22 protein-coding genes are annotated in these 21,573 nt (G+C 58.3%); 11 read left to right on the forward strand and 11 right to left on the reverse strand.

Annotated features, from left to right (window positions below):
• Window positions 1–296: 296 nt before the first annotated feature.
• The 3 genes from PMW67_RS01235 to PMW67_RS01245 all read right to left on the reverse strand — a co-directional run bounded on the left by PMW67_RS01235 (window position 297) and on the right by PMW67_RS01245 (window position 3,954).
• On the reverse strand, window positions 297–1,217 hold the full coding sequence (locus tag PMW67_RS01235; protein WP_271738568.1) for a helix-turn-helix domain-containing protein: 921 nt from the start codon (window positions 1,215–1,217) through the stop codon (window positions 297–299).
• 431 nt (window positions 1,218–1,648) lie between these two features.
• Window positions 1,649–2,728: a 6-phosphofructokinase gene (locus tag PMW67_RS01240; RefSeq protein WP_271730252.1), complete on the reverse strand. Its 1,080-nt coding sequence runs from the start codon at window positions 2,726–2,728 to the stop codon at window positions 1,649–1,651.
• A gap of 140 nt (window positions 2,729–2,868) precedes the next feature.
• Window positions 2,869–3,954 carry a carcinine hydrolase/isopenicillin-N N-acyltransferase family protein gene (locus tag PMW67_RS01245; protein WP_271738569.1) on the reverse strand — a complete coding sequence of 362 codons (1,086 nt, stop codon included), beginning with the start codon at window positions 3,952–3,954 and terminating at the stop codon, window positions 2,869–2,871.
• Window positions 3,955–4,115: 161 nt separating this feature from the next.
• On the opposite strand from PMW67_RS01245, the gene PMW67_RS01250 reads away from it, so the two are divergent.
• The 3 genes from PMW67_RS01250 to PMW67_RS01260 all read left to right on the forward strand — a co-directional run bounded on the left by PMW67_RS01250 (window position 4,116) and on the right by PMW67_RS01260 (window position 6,580).
• The gene (locus PMW67_RS01250; protein WP_271738570.1) at window positions 4,116–5,501 is read left to right on the forward strand and encodes a M18 family aminopeptidase; all 1,386 of its coding nucleotides are present in this window, start codon (window positions 4,116–4,118) and stop codon (window positions 5,499–5,501) included.
• 214 nt (window positions 5,502–5,715) lie between these two features.
• Entirely contained in the window at window positions 5,716–6,096 is a 381-nt protein-coding gene (locus tag PMW67_RS01255; RefSeq protein ID WP_158549108.1) for a translation repressor RelB, read from the forward strand.
• Window positions 6,089–6,580: a type II toxin-antitoxin system VapC family toxin gene (locus PMW67_RS01260; RefSeq protein WP_271738571.1), complete on the forward strand. Its 492-nt coding sequence runs from the start codon at window positions 6,089–6,091 to the stop codon at window positions 6,578–6,580. Before PMW67_RS01255 ends, PMW67_RS01260 begins: the two co-directional genes overlap by 8 nt.
• 231 nt (window positions 6,581–6,811) lie before the next feature.
• Here PMW67_RS01260 and PMW67_RS01265 read toward each other — a convergent pair whose 3' ends face one another.
• The 3 genes from PMW67_RS01265 to PMW67_RS01275 all read right to left on the reverse strand — a co-directional run bounded on the left by PMW67_RS01265 (window position 6,812) and on the right by PMW67_RS01275 (window position 9,703).
• On the reverse strand, window positions 6,812–7,747 hold the full coding sequence (locus PMW67_RS01265; protein WP_117648266.1) for a D-2-hydroxyacid dehydrogenase: 936 nt from the start codon (window positions 7,745–7,747) through the stop codon (window positions 6,812–6,814).
• A 131-nt stretch (window positions 7,748–7,878) separates the two neighbouring features.
• Window positions 7,879–8,766: a type I methionyl aminopeptidase gene (map, locus tag PMW67_RS01270; protein ID WP_055286839.1), complete on the reverse strand. Its 888-nt coding sequence runs from the start codon at window positions 8,764–8,766 to the stop codon at window positions 7,879–7,881.
• A 160-nt stretch (window positions 8,767–8,926) separates the two neighbouring features.
• Window positions 8,927–9,703, reverse strand: a complete 777-nt coding sequence (locus PMW67_RS01275; protein WP_271738572.1) for a radical SAM protein — start codon at window positions 9,701–9,703, stop codon at window positions 8,927–8,929.
• Between the two features lie 225 nt (window positions 9,704–9,928).
• Between PMW67_RS01275 and PMW67_RS01280 the strand changes: the two genes are divergently transcribed.
• The 8 genes from PMW67_RS01280 (at window position 9,929) to PMW67_RS01315 (ending at window position 16,856) form a co-directional block, all read left to right on the forward strand.
• Complete coding sequence (locus PMW67_RS01280; RefSeq protein WP_117637637.1) at window positions 9,929–10,726, forward strand: alpha/beta fold hydrolase; 798 nt, start codon at window positions 9,929–9,931, stop codon at window positions 10,724–10,726.
• 210 nt (window positions 10,727–10,936) lie between these two features.
• Window positions 10,937–12,817 carry a diguanylate cyclase gene (locus tag PMW67_RS01285; RefSeq protein WP_271738573.1) on the forward strand — a complete coding sequence of 627 codons (1,881 nt, stop codon included), beginning with the start codon at window positions 10,937–10,939 and terminating at the stop codon, window positions 12,815–12,817.
• Between the two features lie 24 nt (window positions 12,818–12,841).
• Window positions 12,842–13,198, forward strand: coding sequence for an Hpt domain-containing protein (locus tag PMW67_RS01290; RefSeq protein ID WP_117584145.1), 357 nt, complete (start codon window positions 12,842–12,844; stop codon window positions 13,196–13,198).
• A gap of 230 nt (window positions 13,199–13,428) precedes the next feature.
• Window positions 13,429–13,989 (forward strand): hypothetical protein, encoded by a 561-nt coding sequence (locus PMW67_RS01295; protein WP_118449204.1) that lies wholly within the window; start codon window positions 13,429–13,431, stop codon window positions 13,987–13,989.
• An 8-nt stretch (window positions 13,990–13,997) separates the two neighbouring features.
• Window positions 13,998–14,327 (forward strand): helix-turn-helix domain-containing protein, encoded by a 330-nt coding sequence (locus PMW67_RS01300; RefSeq protein ID WP_089572320.1) that lies wholly within the window; start codon window positions 13,998–14,000, stop codon window positions 14,325–14,327.
• Between the two features lie 144 nt (window positions 14,328–14,471).
• Window positions 14,472–15,233 (forward strand): ABC transporter ATP-binding protein, encoded by a 762-nt coding sequence (locus PMW67_RS01305; RefSeq protein ID WP_271738574.1) that lies wholly within the window; start codon window positions 14,472–14,474, stop codon window positions 15,231–15,233.
• Window positions 15,230–16,054 carry a hypothetical protein gene (locus PMW67_RS01310; protein WP_271738575.1) on the forward strand — a complete coding sequence of 275 codons (825 nt, stop codon included), beginning with the start codon at window positions 15,230–15,232 and terminating at the stop codon, window positions 16,052–16,054. The genes PMW67_RS01305 and PMW67_RS01310 overlap by 4 nt, the downstream gene beginning before the upstream one ends.
• A complete protein-coding gene (locus tag PMW67_RS01315) occupies window positions 16,038–16,856 on the forward strand; it encodes a hypothetical protein (protein WP_271738576.1) in 819 nt (272 codons plus the stop codon). The genes PMW67_RS01310 and PMW67_RS01315 overlap by 17 nt, the downstream gene beginning before the upstream one ends.
• Window positions 16,857–16,965: 109 nt before the next feature.
• Here PMW67_RS01315 and PMW67_RS01320 read toward each other — a convergent pair whose 3' ends face one another.
• The 5 genes from PMW67_RS01320 to PMW67_RS01340 form a co-directional block, all read right to left on the reverse strand.
• Window positions 16,966–17,775: a gamma-glutamyl-gamma-aminobutyrate hydrolase family protein gene (locus PMW67_RS01320; protein WP_271738577.1), complete on the reverse strand. Its 810-nt coding sequence runs from the start codon at window positions 17,773–17,775 to the stop codon at window positions 16,966–16,968.
• A gap of 52 nt (window positions 17,776–17,827) precedes the next feature.
• Complete coding sequence (locus PMW67_RS01325) at window positions 17,828–18,592, reverse strand: amino acid ABC transporter ATP-binding protein (protein WP_089572310.1); 765 nt, start codon at window positions 18,590–18,592, stop codon at window positions 17,828–17,830.
• A gap of 36 nt (window positions 18,593–18,628) precedes the next feature.
• Window positions 18,629–19,462, reverse strand: coding sequence for an amino acid ABC transporter permease (locus tag PMW67_RS01330; RefSeq protein ID WP_117758387.1), 834 nt, complete (start codon window positions 19,460–19,462; stop codon window positions 18,629–18,631).
• Complete coding sequence (locus PMW67_RS01335) at window positions 19,459–20,118, reverse strand: amino acid ABC transporter permease (RefSeq protein ID WP_022094657.1); 660 nt, start codon at window positions 20,116–20,118, stop codon at window positions 19,459–19,461. Before PMW67_RS01335 ends, PMW67_RS01330 begins: the two co-directional genes overlap by 4 nt.
• A 138-nt stretch (window positions 20,119–20,256) precedes the next feature.
• Window positions 20,257–21,252, reverse strand: a complete 996-nt coding sequence (locus PMW67_RS01340) for a glutamate ABC transporter substrate-binding protein (RefSeq protein ID WP_055251966.1) — start codon at window positions 21,250–21,252, stop codon at window positions 20,257–20,259.
• Between the last annotated feature and the right edge of the window lie 321 nt (window positions 21,253–21,573).

Raw genomic sequence — 21,573 nt, forward strand, 5'->3', positions numbered from 1 at the left:
GCTAGAAATCATATGACGGGGCGCGGGCCGTGTTCCGCTATGCGGTTGTCAATTTGCGAAAGAAATTATGCGTCACCTATGGTCGGCCCTCTCGAGTTAAACGTAGTAAATAGGCCCTTTTCTTGGCGTGCGGTCAGCTTAATGCTAATCTCCGTGCCGGAACTGACCCAGTTGTTTGTAAGTTGTGGTGATATACGGACTGTTTGGCGCTTTGGAGCCTCAAAACAGTCCCTATATCACCGCAACTTGGAAGGGCGGGCGGTGTCGGATGAGTGGCGCTGGCTGGTTGGGGCGGTTTAGGCCTGCTTGCGGCACTTCCATTGTTTGCGACACCAGCGCATGAGCGCCTTTACGATGGGAATCGTGATGAGGATGATCCATGCAGGATGGGGCTGTCCCAGGCAAAGCCACATATAGAGAAACCATGCAATGGCGGATGCTGGGTAAACGCCGTCAATCAGCTTGGACAGGCGGCGTCGATCGATAAAGTCGCCAAGCGCGTAATAGACGGGAATCAAAAAGACGAGGAAGAGTCCCGTAGCCCATGTGCCGTAGACAATGCCGAGCGCCAGATAGGCGAGAGTGACAAGTGCGGGAAAGGGAAACTTGTTCCATGCACGTCCGACCTTGGTGTGGAAATACTTGCCATGATGGTCGAGCTTGTCGTGTGCTTCCTTCCAGCTGGAGAACGTCTCGCCGTCGATGGTGACGGTGCCGTCGTCATTGGTACGCACGCTATGTCCATCGTCCTCAAGCGTATCGATATGCACGCCGCCCGGCCCCACATGCACCTCTTCGCCCTTGCGCTCGTTGGTCACATGGATGCCGCTCCAGCCAACATGGACCTCTTCGCCTTTGTTGGGATCAATAACGTGGATGCCGCGCGCGAGGGAAATATCGACAAGTGGTTTGTCGCCGCAATCGGTGTGCTCGGCAGAATCCTCAGCCTCGTCAGCCACATCCGCCGTCTCGGTATCGGCGCTACCGTCCTCCAGGTCGTCGGCATCGTTGGCCGCCTCCCCATATAGCAGCTCGTCCAACGACACACCATACAGCGCGGCGAGCGCAATGAGGTTATCGGTATCGGGTGAGGACTCGCTGCGCTCCCATTTACTAACAGCCTGGCGGCTTACGTCCAGCTGGGCAGCAAGCGCCTCCTGAGAAAGGCCGGCAGCTTTACGGCGATTGACGAGGCGCTGTGCCATCGCAAGATCCATGGTGGTTCCTTTCGTGTGGTGACCGTAATCGAATGAGCCGAGTATGCCGAGAACAACCGGTAGCGACCACCATTTCTAGTTAGAATCTGCCCCAACCCTACCGCAACTACCGGTAGCAACCATCATGACCAGCAATTATATGACAAATGTTAGTGCGCACAACAGCTAAGAGCCCGGGTCAAAAGTTGCGGTGGAATAGTTCCTAGATTCAGCCATTTGCGGGCTAAGCAGGAACTATTTCACCGCAACTTAATTTCAGACCAGGCACCCGCAGCAAGAAGACGAATAGCCTCGGCGAGTATGTAGACGAAGGGCCCTCCGACCCCGCCCGACGATTTCGATTGGCGACCTTTGACGGAGTCAAGGGAGGAGCCAAATCGAAATACGTCGGGCGGGGTCGGAGGGCTCGATGGGATGGATTTCGGCCGAGGCTATTCTTCGCCGAAGCTGATGCCCAGCGCCTTGGCCTCGCGCACCAGATCGCTCTGGGGGTCGACAAACTTGAGCTTACCGGCGACCTCCTCGAGCGGCATGTGGCACATCTTGCCGTCGCGCAGGGCGATCATGTAGCCAAACTCGCCGCGTAGGCAGCCGAGCGCCGCCTCGACGCCGCACTGGGTCGCAAAGATGCGGTCCTGAGCGTCGGGCTGGCCGCCGCGCTGCGTGTGACCGGGGATGGCGACGCGGGTCTCGCGACCGGTCTTGGCCTCAATCTCCTTGGCGATGTCGTAGACGATCGACGGGCTCGTACGCTCGGTGAGCTTCTTCTTGTACTCCTTCTTGGGCAGTGCCGCGTCCTCCTTGGAGATGGCGCCCTCGGCGACGGCCACGATGGTAAAGCGGCTGCCGGTTTCCATGCGATGCTCGATGGTCTTGATGACGTTATCCATGTCGTAGGGGATTTCGGGGATCAAGATGACATCCGCGCCGCCCGCGACGCCGGCATACAGCGGGATCCAGCCAACTTTGTGGCCCATGATCTCGATAACGAACACGCGCCCATGGCTCGAAGCGGTGGTGTGAATGTCGTCGATGCACTTGGTGGCGATGTCGATGGCGCTCGTAAAGCCAAAGGTCATCTCGGTGCCCCAGGTGTCGTTATCGATGGTCTTGGGCAAGGCAATAACGTTGAGGCCCTCTTCGCGCAGGCGGTTGGCAGTCTTGGTGGAGCCGTTGCCGCCCAGCATAAACAGGCAGTCGAGCTGCAGCTTGTGATAGGTGTGGACCATCGCGGGCACCTTCTCGACGCCGTCAGCCTCGGGAATGTCCAGACGCTTGAACGGTGTGCGGCTCGTGCCCAGGATAGTGCCGCCGCGGGTGAGGATGCCGCTAAAATCGGCCGGCGACATGACGCGGAACCTGCTGTAGATAAGGCCCTGGTAGCCGTCCTCAAAACCGTAGATCTCGATAGGCTCTTCGCTATTGGTCATGAGCGTTTTGACGATGCCGCGCATGGTGGCGTTGAGCGCCTGGCAGTCGCCGCCACTAGTAAGAAGACCGATCCTAAGCATTATGAATCCTTCCGGGCAAGTTATAACATGCGCATAAGTTTACCCCCGCACACTGTTGATGCGGGGGTAAAACGTGTTAGCTCAAATGTATAGAAATGTAAGCAATGTCAGACGAGCGTAAGGACGACGGTGTCAGCTCCTTACAGTGCGAAGGCGTCGACGTCGCCCCAGTGGCGGCGCAGCGTGATGGCGGCGGCGGGTTCGGTATTGTCAAAGACGACCGACCATTGCGTATTGCTGGTGATGTCTTCCGGATCGGGTTCTTGCGCCGCAGCGCGTAGGGCCTTCCAAACGACTGCCTCGTCCTGGGCACCGACATGGGCGTCAAGGACATCGGCGATTGCGACGGCGCGCTCTTTACCATGGCCCAGCTCGCCATTCTTTTGGTTGGGCAGCACTTCGTCACCATAGCAGGCGTAGAAGTTCGTAACCTGTCGTACAGGAGTCGCTTTGAAAGCGCGGTCCGGATCGTGCGGATCCCACTCTACTACGCGCGCATCACCGGCGGCGTCGTTGATAAAGAAGTGGTAGTCGCGTCCGGCCATGGCGTGCATGTCGTAGGCAGAAAGCAGGTCGGCAGCTTCTTGCGTGGTGGCGGCGCGGTCGAGCACCAGGCGGATGGCGAGCGAAGTATTGATGACGGGACGCTGCGTGTCCTGGTCACAGGGTTTGGAATCCAGGGTGAGCACAGCAATGGATACGCCGCATTCGTTAACACCGTCGAGCTGGGCAAACGGGCCCATGAGTGCGGCGGCACGTCCGGCGACGGAGTCAAGCGGAGTATTATCGCCCAGGTTGTTGAGGGCCGCAAAACCGATGGAGGCATAGCCGCCGCGCGGGTGATTGCGCACCAGCAGCGCCGAGGTGTCGTCCTTGAAGTCGTAATTGCGACCGGTGCGCACGCGGCCTTCGGCATCTACGGCGACAAAAGCGCTGCAGGCAAACTGGGGCGCCTGGACACGTGCCGGCACACCGGGCAGCACCTGCGCCACCACGGCATCGATGTAGGCCTGGTCGTCGCGCACATCGGCTGCGATGATGCGGTCAAGGTCGTAGTCGTAGGCGATGTCGATGCCGTACAGGTCATAGCCGTCTGCGTAGCCAGTCAAGCGTTTGAGCGACGCGGCGGACTTGATTTGTTTGCGGTAAACGATGCCGGTGGCAGCGGCAAGGCCGACGGCGACGCCCGCGACACCGCAGGCGATGGCAATGTTACGTGGCTTCATGACGGCTCCTCTCGTCCTGTTAGCGCAATTGTCGCAAAAGGAGCGCGGGCATGACGGCTCAACTTGGTGAGCGGCGCGGAATTAAGCACGGAATGAAGCGTGCGGCACTGGCGTGGCGGAGTATGCTGGAGGGGACCATCAACCCAGCGAAAGGGGAGAGCATGACGGATCAGGAAGCGCCCGAGCGCGTGCACGTGACGGCCGACGATATCGAGGCCGCCAACGACCTTATCGACTTTATCGAGGCATGCCCCAGCATGTTCCATACGGCGGCGACCATTATGGCCGAGCTCGACGAGGCGGGCTTTACCTATCTGCCCGAGAACGCGGCATGGGATATCGAGCCGGGCGGGCGTTATTACACGCAGCGCAACACCTCGAGCGTCATTGCCTTTAAGGTGGGCGAGGACCTGGCTGCTACGTGGGGCGAGGACGGCGTTGCCGGCGACTATCATTTTCAGCTCACGGCGTCGCACAGCGATTCGCCGACGTTTAAGGTCAAGGCCGTGCCCGAGCTCGATGGCGCAGGCGAGACGTTGCGCCTGAACACCGAGGCTTACGGCGGCATGATCGACTACACCTGGTTCGATCGCCCGCTGGCGCTCGCGGGCCGCGTGCTGGTGCGCGAGGGTGACCGCATTGAGAGCCGCCTGCTTGCCACCGAGCGCGAAGTCGCCATCATCCCGAGCCTTGCCATCCACATGAACCGCGGCGTTAACGAGGGCTTTGCTCCCAACCGAGCCGTCGACCTGTGCCCGCTCATCAGCGCCGGCGAGCTTAAGCAGGGTGACTTCGATGCCCTGATCGCCGAAGAGCTGGACGTTGAGCCCGAGCAGATTCTGGGCCGCGATCTGTTCCTGGTCAATCGTCAGGATGCGCGCATTTGGGGCTGGGCCGACGAGTTTATCTCGACGCCCAAGCTCGACGACCTGGCCTGCGCCTACACCTCGCTGCAGGCATTTTTGGGTGCCGAGAATGCGCACGACGTTTCGGTCTTCTGCTGCTTCGATAACGAGGAGGTTGGCTCCGAGACCAAGCAGGGCGCCATGTCGACGTTCTTGGCCGACGCGCTGCGCCGCATCAACGGGTCGCTGGGCTTCGATGGCGAGTCGTACCACCGCGCACTTGCCGCTTCGATGCTCGTGAGCTGCGACAACGCGCATGCCGTGCACCCCAACCACGCCGAGAAGTGCGATGCCCGCAACCGGGTTGTGCTTAACGGCGGCATCGTCATCAAGGAAGCCGCCAACCAGCACTACTGCACCGATGCTTTTAGCCGCGCGGTGTTCCAGGCTATCTGCGATGACGCCGACGTGCCCACGCAGGCCTTCGCCAACAAGAGCGATATGGCCGGCGGCTCCACGCTCGGCAATCTGTCCAATATGCAGGCGAGCATGCATGCCGTGGACGTGGGCCTGCCGCAGCTGGCCATGCACTCGAGCTACGAGACCGGCGGCGTGCGCGACGTGATGTACGCCATCCGCGCCCTTACCGCCTTCTACGAGCGTGACCTGACCATCAACGGAGCCGAAAGCGTGGAGCTCTAAAACCTGCCAAAAAGGGATGTTAATTTCGGCAGGTTTTATCTGGGCGAATGCAAAAGGTGAAACCGAACTGGATTGGTGATGCGTAGCCGCCGAGGTGCAGTGTGCCTCGGCGGCTTTTTGTGTACAGAGTACGGCTGATGCTTGTAAATGCTATACATGCTTTACGTATCTACCATAGAGTTTTATGATAGTTTTGAAGTATTAAGGAGGGGTCATGACCACAACAGCCGCTCAGATCAACGTACGTCTCGATGCCGATCTTAAAAGGAGTGGGGACGCCGCTCTCTCCAAGGCCGGTATGACGCCGAGCCAAGCGGTGCGAGCGCTCTGGCAGCTTGCAGCGTCGCTGGCCGATCGCCCCGGTGCGCTCGAGGATATCCTGCTGCCCAGTCGTGCCCGGGCGGAACAGCGCGAGCGCGAAAAGGCTGTCAAACGTAAGCTCGAGCTTATGGATCAGGGGTCGAAGCTGTTCGCTGCCGCTTGCTGTGAATCGGGAATCGATATGGTCAAGGCTCAGCCATCGGACGACGAAGAGCTCAAACGGAATGCCTATGCGGATCGCTATGGCGAGGAGATGAGCTGGCTCTATGAGTGAGACTCCAAAGCGCATCTTGGTTGACACCAACGTGTGGCTCGATTACTTCATTCCCTCACGACGTGGTCGTTCGGTGGCGATTGAGTTTTTACGCGATGCATGCACGGCGCAGGTTGATTTGCTGTATGCGGCGACATCGTCCAAAGACCTGTTTTATTTGATTTCAAGCGAACATAAGGCATGGTATCGGCGCGAGCATGGCTCACTATCCCAAGATGCCGCCGTGGCGGCGACATCACTTGCATGGGATTGCCTCGACGTGTTGTCGCAACTTGCCACGCCGGTACCCTGCGACCTGAGTGACATATGGATGGCGAGCAAGCAGCGTAATCTCCATAGCGATTACGAAGACGATTTAATCATTGCGGCAGCGATGCGCTCCCAAGCAGATTTACTGGTCACCAACGATGTCAAACTCTGTTCACACGCGCCTGTCGCAGCAATGAGCGTAGAAGACGCAAAGAATTACTTAGCAACGCTCTAACAATTTGAAGACCCCACAGGTTGAGCAAAAGTCAGCGAGAGCCTGCCGTTTGAGCCAAGGTGCCGTGAAATGAAAAGGCGCTGACCTTCTGGTCGCGCCTTTGAAATTGAACGGCAGATTGGCCAAACGGCGGGCTCGCAGCGTCGACCGGTCCGCCGTTCGTTAGAACGGCGGAACCCATGGGGCTCGCAGCGTCGAGGGGTTCCGGCGTTTGGCAAAACGCCGGAACAATTAGTGTTCGATCCAGCAGCGCAGGGTCTCGCCGGCCTGCAGGTGACGCAGATTCTCCGCGGCGATGTCGACCACGTTGTTGAGCGTGGCGGCCAAGTGGAACCAGCCGGAGATGTGCGGCGTGATGAGCATGTTGGGCGTATCCCACAACGGGCTTGTCTCAGGCAGCGGCTCGGGGTCGGTGACGTCGACCGCGGCGCCGGCGAGATGTCCTGATTCCAGGGCGGCAACTAGGTCGTCGGCAACCACAAGATCGCCGCGGCCGCCGTTGGCAAAGAAGGCGCCCGGTTTCATCGCGGCGAAGAACTCGGCGTTCGCCAGACCGCGGGTCTCGGGCGTGCTGGGCATAAAGGATGCGACGATGTCAGCCTCGGCCAGGCGCTCGGGCAGGGCGTCCATGCCGTCCATGTCCTCAAACACAATGGGGTAGACGAGTGGATGGCGCTTGATGCCGCGGACGTGTGCACCCATGCTGCGGCAGAGCGTGGCAAAGTGGCCGCCGATATCGCCCGCGCCCAGCACCAGCACGTTGGCATTTTTGAGCGAGGTGACCGGCCCCAGGTCTTCCCAGCGATGTTCGCGCTGTAAATCTTGGTAGCCAGGCAGGCGCTTCATCATGGAAAGGACCATGGCAAACATGTGCTCGCTTACGGCCTGACCGTAGGCGCCGATCGAGCAAGACAGCTTGGCGTCAGCCGGCACGGTGCCAGCAGCAAGGTAGTCGTCATAGCCGGCGGTCTGCAATTGCAACAGCTGGAGATGCTCGCATGCCGTGAGCATGTCAGGGTCGATGTTGCCCAAGATCACGTCCGCACCGGCGACCTGCTCGCGCGTGGCGGCGTCGGCGCTCGTGTAGATAAAGTCCTCGCCCGGAGCGCTCGACTCAAGAATTGCGCGATGGCGATTGTTGACGGGCAACAAAACCAGGATGTTCACAAGCAGTCCTCTCCGCTCAACCTACCAAAAAGGGACAGGTTTATTTTTGGCAGGTTTTATCAGGTAAAACGTTCAAACAAAAACGCCGGATGCAAGACGAGCGTGCCCGTCAGCATCCGGCGCATCCGCGGCTACCAGCTCAGCAGCTCGTAGCCGTCCTCGGTCACCACGAGCTGTACCTCGCACTGGGCCGAATCGCTGCCGTCCTTGGTGCGCACGCACCAGCCGTCACCCTTGCTGATCTTGATGTCGGGCGCTCCGGCGTTGACCATGGGCTCGATGGTAAAGACCATGCCCGGGGCCATGATGGTGTCCACATCGGGCGCCTCGGTGGTAAAGCCCACAAACGGGTCCTCGTGGAACTCCTTACCGATGCCGTGCCCGCCGTACTCGCGCACCACGCTAAAGCCGGCGTCCTCGACGGTCTTTTGCACTGCCTCGGCCATAACGGAGAGCGGTAGCCATGGCTTGACGGCTGCCAGACCCGCCTCCACGCTGGCACGGGTGACGTCGACCAGGCGCTGGCGCTCGGCCGAGACCTCGCCGATGCAGAACATGCGGCTCGAATCACTAAAGTAACCGTCCAAGATCGTGGAGCAGTCCACGTTGATGATGTCGCCCTCGTGCAGCACGTCCGTATCGCAGGGGATACCGTGGCAGACCACATCATTGATCGAGGTGCACACGCTCTTGGGGTAGCCCTCGTAGTTGAGGTCGGCCGGCGTGCCACCGTGCTCGACGGTGTAGTCGTAGATCATCTGGTCGATCTGGTTGGTGGTCATGCCCGCGGCGATGTGCTCGCCTACGTAATCGAGCACGCCCACGTTGATGGCGGCCGATCGCTTGATGCCCTCGATATCGGCGGGAGTCTTGTAGAGCGTGCGGGGCAGAACCTCCCAGCCCTCTTCCCACAAGCGTTCGAGGCGCTCATCAAAGGCGCTATGGCATTTCTTATATTTTTTGCCGCTGCCGCACCAGCAAGCGTCGTTGCGGCCAGGCACGGGTCCTTTGTCATACATGGCTAACTTCCTTTCATTCGCAGCTAGTATAGCCCACCCACGCGTCCATAAAAGTTGCGGTGATATAGTTCCGATTTAAGCGGTTTAACAGCACAAATAGGAACTATATCACCGCAACTGATGGAGCGGGATGGCTGACACTAGCCGCTGCGTGGTTTTGCTAGTAGCTCACCTGGCAGGGAATGCCGAGGGCTTGGACGCGCGCGGCAATGGCGTCGAGCACCTCGGGCGCTGCTTTGGCAAGGCCGGCGACCGGCGTCTCGCGTGCCACCGTGTAGATGGTCGCCTCCTGCGGACGAATGCGCTCGAGCGCCGCGAGCCAAGGGCCGACGTACTCCTCGCCGGTGTTATCGAGAGACTTGCCCCGGTACTCACCGCTCAAAAACATCGTCTGGATAATGACATGACCGTTAAAGCCTGCGAACGTCTCGATCTGGTGCTCGACGTCATAGGGGCCAACGGGCTGGTCGAGCAGCTGGATAAACGCCGGGTCGACGGTATCGAGCTTAAGAATGTTGTCGTCGACCATCATGAGCGCATCGTGCACAGCGGGCTGGTCGGCGCGCGTGCCGTTGGAAAGCACGGCAATCTTGGTGTTGGGGGCTAGCTGATCGCGCAGCGCGACGGCGCCGGCGATGGCCTGTGGAAACTCCGGTGCGGCGGTGGGCTCGCCGTTGCCTGCGAAGGTGATTACATCGGGGGGCTCGCCCTCGGCTGCCATCTCGCGCAGCTTTGCCTCGAGCGCTTCGAGTACCACGGCAGCCGTGTTATACGGCTCATGGCAGGGGCGCTCGGCGTTGAGGCCGTTCTCGCAGTAGATGCAGTCGAACGTGCAGATTTTGCCGCTGGCCGGCATCATGTTGACGCCGAGCGAGAGACCAAGGCGACGGCTGCGAACGGGCCCAAAGATGGGGCTGGCATTCAAAAACGTAGACATAGGCATATGCTCCTCAAGACAATTGTGCCTAAGCATAGCATCGGCTCCAAAGCAAGGTGTGGGCTCTTGCTTTACAAGTTTCGTTTTTTCACGTCGCTCATGATGCCGTGCCATGAAAAGCCTCGGGTCGGGTACAGTTAATCTGTTAACAAGGCGTAAAGCAATGCGGGTCCATCCAACCGTGCTGACGTGCAACTGGATGAGCATTGATGATGGGGGCACAACATGGATTTTACGGTCGAGAATGCGGGCACCACGATTGCCTGTCGCGAATATGCCGGCCCGGATGTGTCGCCTGATACTCCTGCCTTGGTGTGCGTGCACGGCGCTTGTGTTGACGGCGTCTTTTTTGACGGTATCGCCCGCGAGCTCGCCTGTGACTACCGCGTCATTGCCTACGACCGCCGCGGCTGTGGTGGCAGCAGCGAAGCGGCAGACGGCAGCTATGATCTTGCCGCTCAGGCCGCCGACCTGCAGGCCGTGATCGAACACGTTGGCGCTCCGACAAATGTGCTTGCGCACAGCGCCGGTACGTTGGTGGCGCTGGAGCTTCTTCGCACTGAACCCCATCTCGTCGCCCGTGCGATTCTGCATGAGCCGGCTGTGTCGGCCGAAGGCGTCGGCATGGGCGCAGCTCCGGTTTTGCTCGATATGATTGCGGCTGGAAAGGTTTCAAGGGCGCTCCGGCTTTTCTTGGGAGCCCTCGGCGACTTGGACCCCGAGGCTCCTGGAACGACCGAGGCAGAAGCCAAGCATGCCCTGCGCAACGGCCGCAGTTTCATGGCAAACGAATACGGGATTACTATGACCTGCGTTCCCGATTGGGATAGCGTTCGCGCGTCGAAAACGGTGGCCGCCGTGCTCCTAGGCGAGCTCTCGATTGGCACGCCCCGCGAGGCTGGCACGCGAGCGGCTGCCGAATATCTCGATTGCCCTCTCGTGACGATCCCGGGCGCGCATAACGGTCTGCGCGATCGCCCGGCAGCGGCTGCCCGGGCTGTCCGTGGCATCCTGGGGCTCTAGCATCCGCAATAGCCAAAGCAGGCTTCATCCGCAAACGTTTCGGCCGTATTAACAAACGTGCTCAAAACCTCGCGTCTGCGGCTTCAATCGCGCCGTCTGCCAACTCATAAGAATGTGGCAGCATTCACGTACTTACCTGCATCGACAAGGTGTTACCCTTGTAACATTTGGAACCCACCGCTCCATGCGAAACTATCGAAAGGGCCCCATATGCTCAATACTCACGAGGTCAATCTAACCGACGAGGAGGCTGCCGTCGAGGTCGCCCGCGTCGCGAAGACCTACCCCGTGGTGCGTTTACTGTCGGCCGATCAGATTAAGAGTGAGCCTAACTGCTTGCTCGCCGGCGATCGCTGCCCTTGTCTGCGTCAGTCGAGTCTTGAGGCTTTGGCAGACTCCGATGAGGTGTCGGAGCAACTGCTCAATGATGGCACTGAGTACCGCGCCCGTCTACGCCCTCTGAAGGTCGAGGGCGAGCCTCACGTCTTGCTGATGGTGCGTCCGATTGATGAGCAAGAGGCCGCGGAAGAGGACCTTGTCTACACCGACGTGCTGACGAGCGTGCGCAATCGCCGATATTACGAGGAAAAGCTTCGCAGCGCCCGCATGAATGCCGGCGTTGCGATGATCGACGTTGATGATTTTAGGGCCTTCAACGATACGTGTGGCCGTCATGCCGGCGACCTTGCGCTCGGTGCTGTGGCGACAGCCATACGCAGCGGAATCCGTTCGACTGACGAGCTTGTGCGCTATGGCTGCGACAAGTTTGTGGTTGTCATGCCCAATATTCCCTCCGATGACTTCACCCGTCGCCTGCATCAGGTGTCCGATGCCGTTCATTCCACGATTATTCCGGGCCATGAGTACGTGAGCTTGACGGCATGTGTTGGTGGCGTTCGCATTCATGGCGAGACGGTCGATGAGGGCGTTGGCCGCGCTGCTCAGTTACTGAGCCGCGCTAAGGCAAAAGCCGGTACGGTCGTGACCGATGCCGATTCCATCGAGGCCTTCCAAAGCGAAAAGCCTTTGGTGCTTATCGCCGATGACTCCGAGATGAACCGAGCCATTCTCAGCGAGATGCTCAAGGACGAGCATTGCATCCTCGAGGCCGATAACGGTCGTGCGGCGCTCGACATGGTCGACCGCTATGGCGATGAGTTGTCGCTCGTGCTGCTGGACATTGTGATGTCGGGCATAAGCGGCTTTGAGGTGCTGGCCGATCTGTCGCGCCGATCGGGTATCGATAATCTGCCTGTCATCATGATTTCGAGCGAAGATTCCGATGATGCGGTTCTGCGCGCGTACGAGCTGGGCGCCTCAGACTATATCAACCGCCCGTTTGACTCCCGTGTCGTGCGCCGCCGCGTAAGCAACACCATCCGCCTGTACGCCAAACAGCGCCGCCTGACGAACCTGCTGTCCCAACAGTACAACGAGCGCGTCAAGAACAGTCGCATGCTCATCGACATCATGGCCGGCGTCATGGAGCTTCGCAACGGCGAGAGCGGTAGGCACGTTACGAACATCGAAAAGCTGACCGAGCTGCTGCTTGGCTATCTGGTCCAGCGTAGCGGCACGATCTCCCTCGACAATGAGGAACGCTCCACGATCGCCCTGGCTTCGGCGCTGCACGATATCGGCAAGATGTCGATTGACGATGCGATCCTCAACAAGCCCGGGCGCCTCACGCCCGAGGAATTCGAGATTATGAAGACGCATACCACGATTGGCGCCAACATGCTGCTCGAGCTGGGCAGCCATCACGCCGGCAATGCGCTTATGGAATATGCGTACCAGATTGCGCGTTGGCATCACGAGCGCTGGGACGGCAAGGGTTATCCCGATGGCCTTAAGGGCGACGAAATTCCCATCGCCGCGCAGGTGGTTTCGGTGGCTGACGTGTACGATGCACTGACGAGCGTGCGCGTGTACAAGGACGCTATCCCGCACGAGGAGGCGATCCAGATGATCCTGGACGGTAAGTGCGGCACCTTTAACCCGCTGCTGCTCGATTGCCTGCTCGAGGTGCAAGACCAAATTGCCGAGACGTTGGCACGCCCCGCCGACGTCGTCGCGTTTCCCACGATTTAGTTTGACCAAAGGAGTTTTTAATCCATGATTTCCATGCGTGAGGCGTATGAGAAGATCGGCGCTAATTATGACGACGCGTGCGCTCGGCTGATGGGCGGGGAAATGCTTGCCCGCTTTGCCCTCAAGTTTTTGGATGACGAGAGCATGGACAAGCTGGAGGCTGCCATGGCGGCAGGAGACGCCGAGAGTGCGTTTATGGCAGCGCACACGCTCAAGGGCGTGAGCCAGAACCTGGGATTCGATAATCTGTACGAGCCGGCGGTCGTGGTAACCGAAGCGCTGCGCGGCGCTGATGCCGTTGACGGCGCCCGCGAGGGGATGCATGCGTTGCAGCAGCAATATGCGGCTACGATGTCGGCTCTGCGCGAGGCGGCCGAGTAAGAGGCTGTGAGCCTTGATGACTATGAGCGTGGATAATCTCCCGTTTTAGGCCCGGTGGCGGCCTCAAAGTGGGAGATTATCCACGCTCGTTCGATACGTGTCCAAAAATCCACGCTCACCTCTTCTGATTAGTGAATTGCCTATGCACACTGTCGGGGCTTTCCGCATGCAATCCATATCGTTGTTCGATAAACTGTTCGAATAACGATAGAGTCGATGAGGGTGAGTGTATGTCCAACAGCGTTCAGCGTATGGCCAAGGCGGGCGAAAATATCAGGAAGCTCGGTTTTTGCATGGCAGCCGTTTTTGCAGGGATGCTCGTCGCTTTTGCCGCGTTGGTTGTTTACGTGATCTGGTATGCGGTTACAAACGTTGCTTCTGTCGATTCTTTCGGTGTCGTGACGCTTCTCGATGGCGGGTGCATCGTTATCCCAAGCGGACTGTGCATGGCGCTTGTTATGGGTATTTCGCTTGTCGTTCTGTGCGGGATCAGCCGTAACATCTCGCGAGGCGTCTCGCCCTTTACCAAGACGCATGTGCGGCTTATCCGTGTTCTCGCGCTTGCCTTTGCTGTTAACGCCGCGGTTTCGCTTGTTGGTGCCTATGGATCGGTCAATCTCACCATTGGCGGACTGGAGCTTTACATCGTGCCTCATTCCTTCGTTATTGAGATTTGCCAAGGCGCTACCTTTGATGCGGGGTCGTTTATCGGCGCAGTTGTCTGTTTATTTATCTCGGCGATCTGGAGTTATGCCTCGCTGCTCCAAGAGCAGTCTGACGAGCTTGTGTAGGAGGAAACATGAGCTATCTCATCATCGAGCTTGAGACGCAGCTGCTTAAGACCGGAAAGACCAGTGCTGATCTGATTCGGGCGACGGGGCATACTCCGGCTAATATTTCAAAGCTTAGAAACGGAAAGATAAAAGCTATTCGCCTAAAGACGCTCCTCGATATCTGTGATGAGCTTGATTGTCAACCGGGAGATATTATTCAGCGCGTGAGTGAGAAAGAGCTTGAGGAGCTTATTGTTGAGCGTGCAAAAAACGTTGTGAGGCAGATGCGGGACGGCGGAGGCAATGAGGCGTCGCTTCCGACATCAGTCTTTGCTGTCGATTTGAGCGACGAGTAGCTTAAGGCGAACAACTAAAACGAAATATCAGCGTGAAGGGACCCGTGTCTAACACGGGTTCTTTCTTTTAGATTATCTTGACAAATATGAGTTATCGAAAAACAATAACAACTATGGAAAACGATAAAGTAAAGAAGGAACGATATGAGCGGTTTTGCTATCAAGCGGAACGGGAGGCCAATGAACGCATCGACGATAAGGCTATCAAGGGTGTCAAAGCGCTATGGGAGGCGCCGCGTTTTGCATGACGTTTCCTTCGAGGTGGATCAGTCTGAGCTTTGCGCCCTTGTTGGTGCAAACGGGGCGGGCAAAAGCACGCTTATTAAAATAGTGCTGGGCCTCTGTGAGCCATCGTCGGGGAGCGTGGAGCTCTTTGGAGGCAAGTCGAAAAAAGAGCTGAGCTTGATGCGGACGCGTGTCGGCTATGTGCCAGATTCCTGCGGAGCATACCAATCTCTCAGTGCGGCTGAGAATCTTCGGATCCGATGTGCGGAATGGGGGCTCGATGAGAAACGTGAGGTTCCTCGCGTCTTGGGCCTAGTCGGGCTGGACATCGATGAGAAAAAGAGCGTAGGCAGTTTTTCTCTGGGAATGAAACGGCGACTGGATATAGCTACGGCTTTATTGGGCGACACCGACGTACTAATTTTCGATGAGCCGGCAAATGGATTGGATCCGCTGGGCATCGAGAGTATATGGGCCCTTATCGGTCGATTGAATCGAGAGCAGGGTAAGACCATGCTCATCTCTAGTCATGATTTGGATGAGTTGGCATCGGTTGCAACAAGCTGCCTGTTTATTCATGACGGCGAACTGCTAAAAAAGGAATCGATGGACGTCATAAGGGATGAGGCGTCGTCCCTAAAAGAGTATTACAGGCGCTTGATGAAGGCGGTCTCGCTATGAAGCGGGCGATCCATCCCATAAAGGCGGATATGATGCGTTTGCACAGGATATTTCCGGCGCAGTTTGGTCTTGCGCTTATGCTGACGTTCGGCCTTCTCTTCGGCATCTTTCTAAAAAACGGAACAACGTTGCTCGTCTTTGGCTATGGCGTTTGTGGGGAGGATATTGGTTTCCTCTGGAATGCAATCGATCCTTCTGCGCCTGATGAGTCCCTTGCGCGCAGCGCTTTTGCCGGTACATCCCTGTTCGTTCCACTCATCGTTTGTTTGGTGCTTTTACAGGAGCATGGCTATAAAGAGGGGCACCGAATTTCTTCGGCAAGAGGTCTCAACCGCTTTTATGGGGCTCTAGCCCATGCATTTTCGTCTGCTTTAATAATTGGCGCAGCGTATAGCGCGCTTTGCCTTCTTCTTTTTGCAATAGCCATAATACGTGGAGGGCATAACTACTCGCACAACATACTAACTGTATTTTTGCCTGCAATGGTAGTCAACGCCGTATTGGTGATATCGGTTGCGCTGGAGACGGTGACCATCTATCGGATAACGGGCAGCGCTGTATTGAGCGGGGCCGTGGTGATAGTTGGATTTGTCATGAGCTTGACGCTCTACGGAGCCTTCCTTCAGGCACCTATACCATCCTTGCGATGGATCTTCTTCCTTCCGGGGCCGTACCTTGGAGTCGGATGTGCCCTTGGGTATAGCGATATGGGGCAGCTGACGCTTCTGGGATATGGCGTGGCAGCCAGCTGTCTATCGGTATTGATTTACGCTCTCTTGAGCTTTCGCGCTGGGGGTGTGCTCAATGGCTCGTCAGATTAAAAGACTTCTCCAGTCAGAATTGAAGCATGTGAGCAAATGGGCGTACGCCTTAATCCTGGTAATTTATGCGTACATGGTGATATTGCAGCTTAATTCTTTCCCGATGTGGTTCTGTAGCCTCCGTGAGAACAGTTTCTTGGGCTTTTTCCCAGACCCGACGCTTCCGCTATCGGCGGAGGATGTCCTTCTATTTGGTAATGCAGAGGTTTTTCGTGGTCTGCTGTTCAACGTAGCCCCGTTGGCTCATGCATTGTTCTTTCCGTTCATCGCGGCTTGCATTGTACCGCGCTTTGTCAGTTCGGGCTTTATTGAGGAACCGTGGGGGTTGTCGGAGGCTCGGGGAGGGAAGCGTGTGTGCGCTATCGTTGCGCGAGCGACGCTGTCTTCTTTCGCGCTTTTGGGCGCTTTTATCCTGTCGAGTGTCGTTTTGTACTGCCTTAATTGCACGATCGTTTTGGATGCTCAACAGTATTTCAACCTGAATATATTTTGCTATCGACTTCTTCTGGCGAGTGCCGTCTGTCTTGCATATGTGGTCTCTTGCGTGATCGCTGTTTCCTATTTTGGGGCCGGCTTCGGTCCGATTGGCATGCTGCTGCTTGTCAACGTCGTAGCGATCTATATACAGCTCTGGGCCAATTCCATGCTTCCGCTTCCAGCCTCGATGCTCATGTGGATTTGCGGCGTGACCCCGTTGGGGAATGGTCAATGCATTTCGATTTTAATTGACTGTCTCATAAACGTAGCAAGCGTTGTTGCCATTTGCTTTACTGTCGACCGATTGCGGTCGAGATTTCTCTGATTGTTTGTGAGGGATAATCATACCGAGCATATCAAATACAGGGGGACGGGCACCGTAGCTGGTGTCCGCCCCCCTGGCTTAGGAGGCTTTAACCTGAGTGGTTCGCGAGCTAGCGGGCCTGCTTTACCTTGGCCGCTGCTTCGACAAACGACTTCCACAGGTTAAAGTCGGTCTCGAGCGTCTTCCACGTGTACTCAGGGTGCCATTGCACGCCCAAGCAGAATGGCTGGCCTTCGACCTCGATGCACTCGGGAACGCCGTCGGTTGCCTTGGCGACCAAACGCGTGCTCTTACCCAGATGATCGACGCAGCAGTGGTGTGCGGAGTTGGTCTGGATCAGCCTGTGCCCGCCAAGCGCGCGCTCCAACAGCGAGCCCGGCACGACCTCGACGGGATGCACGGGGTCGTTGAGCACGTGGCTATGGCGCCACTGCGTGCGGCCCTCGCGAGCGCCCAGGCTCGGCACGTCCATGCACAGGGTGCCGCCAGTGGCGACATTGAGCAACTGCGTGCCGCGGCAGGTGGTAAAGAGCGGCTTTTTGGCGCGGAGTACCTCGCCGACCAGCTTAAACTCAAAGCTATCGCGGATCTCGCAGCAGAGGGTGGGGTCGTAGGGTCGATCATCGCCCCAACGTTTGGGGTTGACATCGGGGCCGCCGGGAATGGCGATGCCGTCGGCGATATCGACGTAATGACGGATGACCTCAATGTCCTCGGTGATGGACATCTGCAGCGGCAGGCCGCCGGCGGCAAGGATGGCATCGACAAAGACACTTGCGATTTCCTCGTTGGGGGAGAGCGTTTCGCTTAAAAACGGCTTCGCCTCTTCCCAGCGCGGCGCCACCAGGATGAGCGGACGGTCGGCGGGGTCGACGTTGACGTGCGGGGTGTATGACGATGAAGTGCGAGTTCCGATCATAGGTGTTGCTTTCGAGTTTGGATGGTCATGGCGAGCGGATATGGCAATTGGGCTAGTGGCCCTTGATGGAGTTGAGGAAGTCTTGGGCGCGCTTGGTCTGGGGATGGTCGAAGAACTCGTCGGGCGTGCCGGTTTCCACGATCTGGCCGTCGGCCATAAACACGACGCGGTCGGCAACGCGGCGGGCGAAGTTCATCTCGTGCGTAATGACGATCATCGTCATGCCCTGCTGGGCCAGGCGGACCATGACCTCGAGCACCTCGTTGATCATCTCGGGGTCAAGGGCACTCGTGGGCTCGTCGAAGAGCATGGCCTTGGGCTGCATGGCGAGCGAGCGGGCAATGGCCACGCGCTGCTGCTGGCCGCCCGAGAGCTGAGCGGGCACCTTGTCGGCCTGTTCGGCAACGCCCACGCGGCTCAGCAGGTCCATGGCGCGCTCACGAGCTTCCTCCTTGGACACGCCCAGCACGTCGACCGGCCCCAGCATGACGTTCTGCAGCACCGTCATATGCGCGAACAGGTTGAACTGCTGAAACACCATGCCCAGCTCGGCGCGCATGCGGGCAAGATCCTTGCCTTCCTGCGGCAGAGGCTCGCCCTCGATGAGGATCTCGCCCGAGTCGATGGTTTCCAGGCGGTTGATGGTTCGGCACATGGTCGACTTGCCCGAGCCCGAGGGGCCGATCACGACGACGACTTCGCCGCGGTCGACCGAGAGATTGATGTCGTTGAGGACGTGCAGATCGCCATAGTGCTTATCGACGTGCTTGAGCTCGATCAGCGGCTGATTACCGGTAGAAGAAGTGCTCTGTGCCATGGTGCTCGGCTCCTTATGACTCGAAATGGTAAATCGTTAGCGAATGATGGTCGCGCCGGTCTTGTGCGAAACGTAGACAGCGGCCTTGTTGATTGCGACGTTGATGAGGATATAGATGACCGCGATCACCAGGTAGACCGACACGAGGGCGTCGTAGTTGGTAATGAGCACGCGGGCGTTTTGCATAAGGTCGGGGTAGCTCACCACGTAGGCGACGGTGGTGTCTTTGACGACGACCACAAGCTGCGAAATCAACGACGGAATAATAAATCGAATAGCCTGCGGCAGCACGATTTTAAAGGTGATTTTAGCCTTGGAGAGACCGAGCGCCTGGGCGGCCTCGACCTGGCCGCGCGGCACGGCGTTTACGCCGGCGCGGAAGATCTCGGCAAGCACGCCGGCTGCAGCGAGCGCGACGGGAAGCGTAAGCATCCAAAACGACGGCAGCGCGATCTTGTACTGGGGCAGCACCAAAAAGAAGAAGTAGATGAACAGCAGGCTCGGCACGCCGCGGAAGAAATCGGTGAGCACGCGGCAGACCAGCTGCAGTGGCTTGATGTCGCTCGTGCGGCCGAGCATAAGGGCCAAGCCCAGCACCAGTGCGATGGCGCCGGCGGTGAGCGCGACCTTAACGGTGCCCTCAAAGCCGGCAAGCAAAAACTTCCAGGTGGTGAGGTGCGTAAAGAAGTACCAGTAATGGACCGAAAGCTGGCCGGTCACATAAAAGCGCTGCAGTACCAGAGCGATGAGCGCGGCCACGGCAACAAGTGAGATGGCGGTGCCGACGCGAATCTTGGCGCGCATCTTGGGGCCGGGAGCCTCGTAGAGCGCATCGCGCATGGTGAGCGCGGAGGTGGAGTGCTTGCTCATCGGAGGATCCTCACCTTCTTATCGATATAGTTGCCAATGTGGCTCACCACAAAGGCCGTGCCCAGGTAGCCGAGCGCCGAGATAAAGAACGCGGCGACGCCGCCGAGCGAGCGCGTGTTGATGTAGCTCACCACGCCGGTGAGCTCCTGCGGTTTAAGCGGCACCTGACTGCCGAGCGCGGTGGTGAGCATGACGGCGATAAAGAGGTTGGTCATGGGCAGCACGCTCGAGCGCAGCGCCTGCGGAATCACGATCTTGGCGAGGATACGGCTGAAGCTCATGCCCAGCGAGCGGGCGGCTTCCACCTGGCCGACACCGACGGTGTTGATGCCGCTCATAAAGTTCTCGGAGCCAAAGGCAGAACCCAAGAGCACTGTGGCGACGATGACGCAGGTGCGGTAGGGCAGGACGACCTTGAGCGGCGGCAGCGCGTAGACGACGATAATGAGCAGCGCGATGCCGGGGATGTTACGGAAGACCTGGACATACAGGTCGCCAAAGACGCGCAGCGGCTTGAGCGGCGACACGCGCATCACGGTGACGGCGACGGCCAGCACCATGGCGATGGCAAACGACTCAAGCGTCATGCCCCAGGTTGCTAGCAGCGCGTCGATATAGTTCTGGCCATAGAGCGACCAGAGCTCGGAGAGACTCATGCGGACCTCCCGCCGGTAAGGAAAGGGGCTCCCGTGTGTACGGAAGCCCCGACAACTCAGTGAGGAAACAGTTTAGCGCAATAAAGCGCATCGTGCGTTTCCGTATGGTTTCGTAGCGGCCGTTACTAGGCTCGCTGCCTAGGCGCCGATCTCGGGCAGCTCGGGAACATTGGTGTCGCCCGTACGGTCGCCAATGCAGATCTGCCACAGCTCGGTCCAGGTGCCGTCGTCCTCGATCTTCTTAAGGAAGTCGTTGACAAAGGCGACGCCGTCGGAATCGAGCGGCAGGCCGATACCATAGGGCTCCTTGCTGCCGAAGGGCTTGCCGGCGATCTTGTACTTACCGGGCTCGCGGACCAGGGCGCTCTGCTGCATGTTGTTATCGATGACGTAGGCGTCAACGCGGCCCTGCTGGAGTGCCTGGCGGGCCTCCTCGTCGGTCTTGAACTCCTGCTGGCTGGCCTTGGGGGCGAACTCCTCCAGGATGGCGGGGCCGTTGGAGCCGGACTGGACGGCGACGTTCTTGTCGGCCAGGTCGTCGACGCTCTTGATGTCGTCGTTGTCGGCGAGCACCAGGATAGCCTGCTGGGTGTAGTAGTAGGGACCGGCGAAGGAGACGAGCTTCTTGCGCTCGTCAGTGATGGTGTAGGTGGCAAAGACAGCGTCGACCTGGCCGTTCTGCAGGACGGACTCGCGCGTGTCCGAGGTCACCTGGGTGATCTCGACCTTGTTCTCGCCCAGAATGTAGTTGGACAGGAGCTGTGCGATACCGGCGTCGAAGCCGCGGGTCTGACCGTCTTTCTCGTTGAGGAGGGAGAAAAGTGTGGAGGTCTGAACGCCACCGATCTTAAAGACACCGGCGTCCTTGACGGCCGTGGCCCAGGTGCTGGCGGCGATGGCGTCGTCATCGGCCTTGGGGCCGTTGTCGACGAGTTTGTCGAATGCCTTGGCATCGAGTATGGTGGAAGCCTCGGTATCTTCGGAGCTCTTGGAGGAGCCGGCGGCGGAACCCTTGTCGGCCTCGGCGCTGGTGTCGGAGCAGCCGGCAAGACCAAGGCCGGCAACGGTTGCGAAGGTGGCGGCGACAAAGCCGCGGCGGTCGAGAACGACCTGCTGGGAGAGGTTTTTGCTCATGGTAGAACACCTTTCTCAATAAAATCCCTAGCGGTTGAGTAGAGTTATACCCTATCGCGCTCAAATGGGTCAACACGAAATAACTCAGAAACATACTTACCTTATGGGTTATTCTACCTACCATAAAGGGACAGGCACCTTTGTGGTGGTTCTTGCAGATGCAGCGGCATGCCTTGCTGTTTTGTCTCGATCTGTAACATCTGCAGCCATTTTTGCCGAGTAACTGTTACAGATTGAGATTTTCTCTTCAGGGGAATTCGAATGTCTCGATCTGTAACAGGTAGACGGCCAGAAGGTCTCTATCTGTTACAGATTGAGACA

The sequence above is a fragment of the Collinsella aerofaciens genome (assembly GCF_028209395.1).
In the GTDB taxonomy this organism is placed as follows: Bacteria; Actinomycetota; Coriobacteriia; order Coriobacteriales; family Coriobacteriaceae; genus Collinsella; species Collinsella aerofaciens_AZ.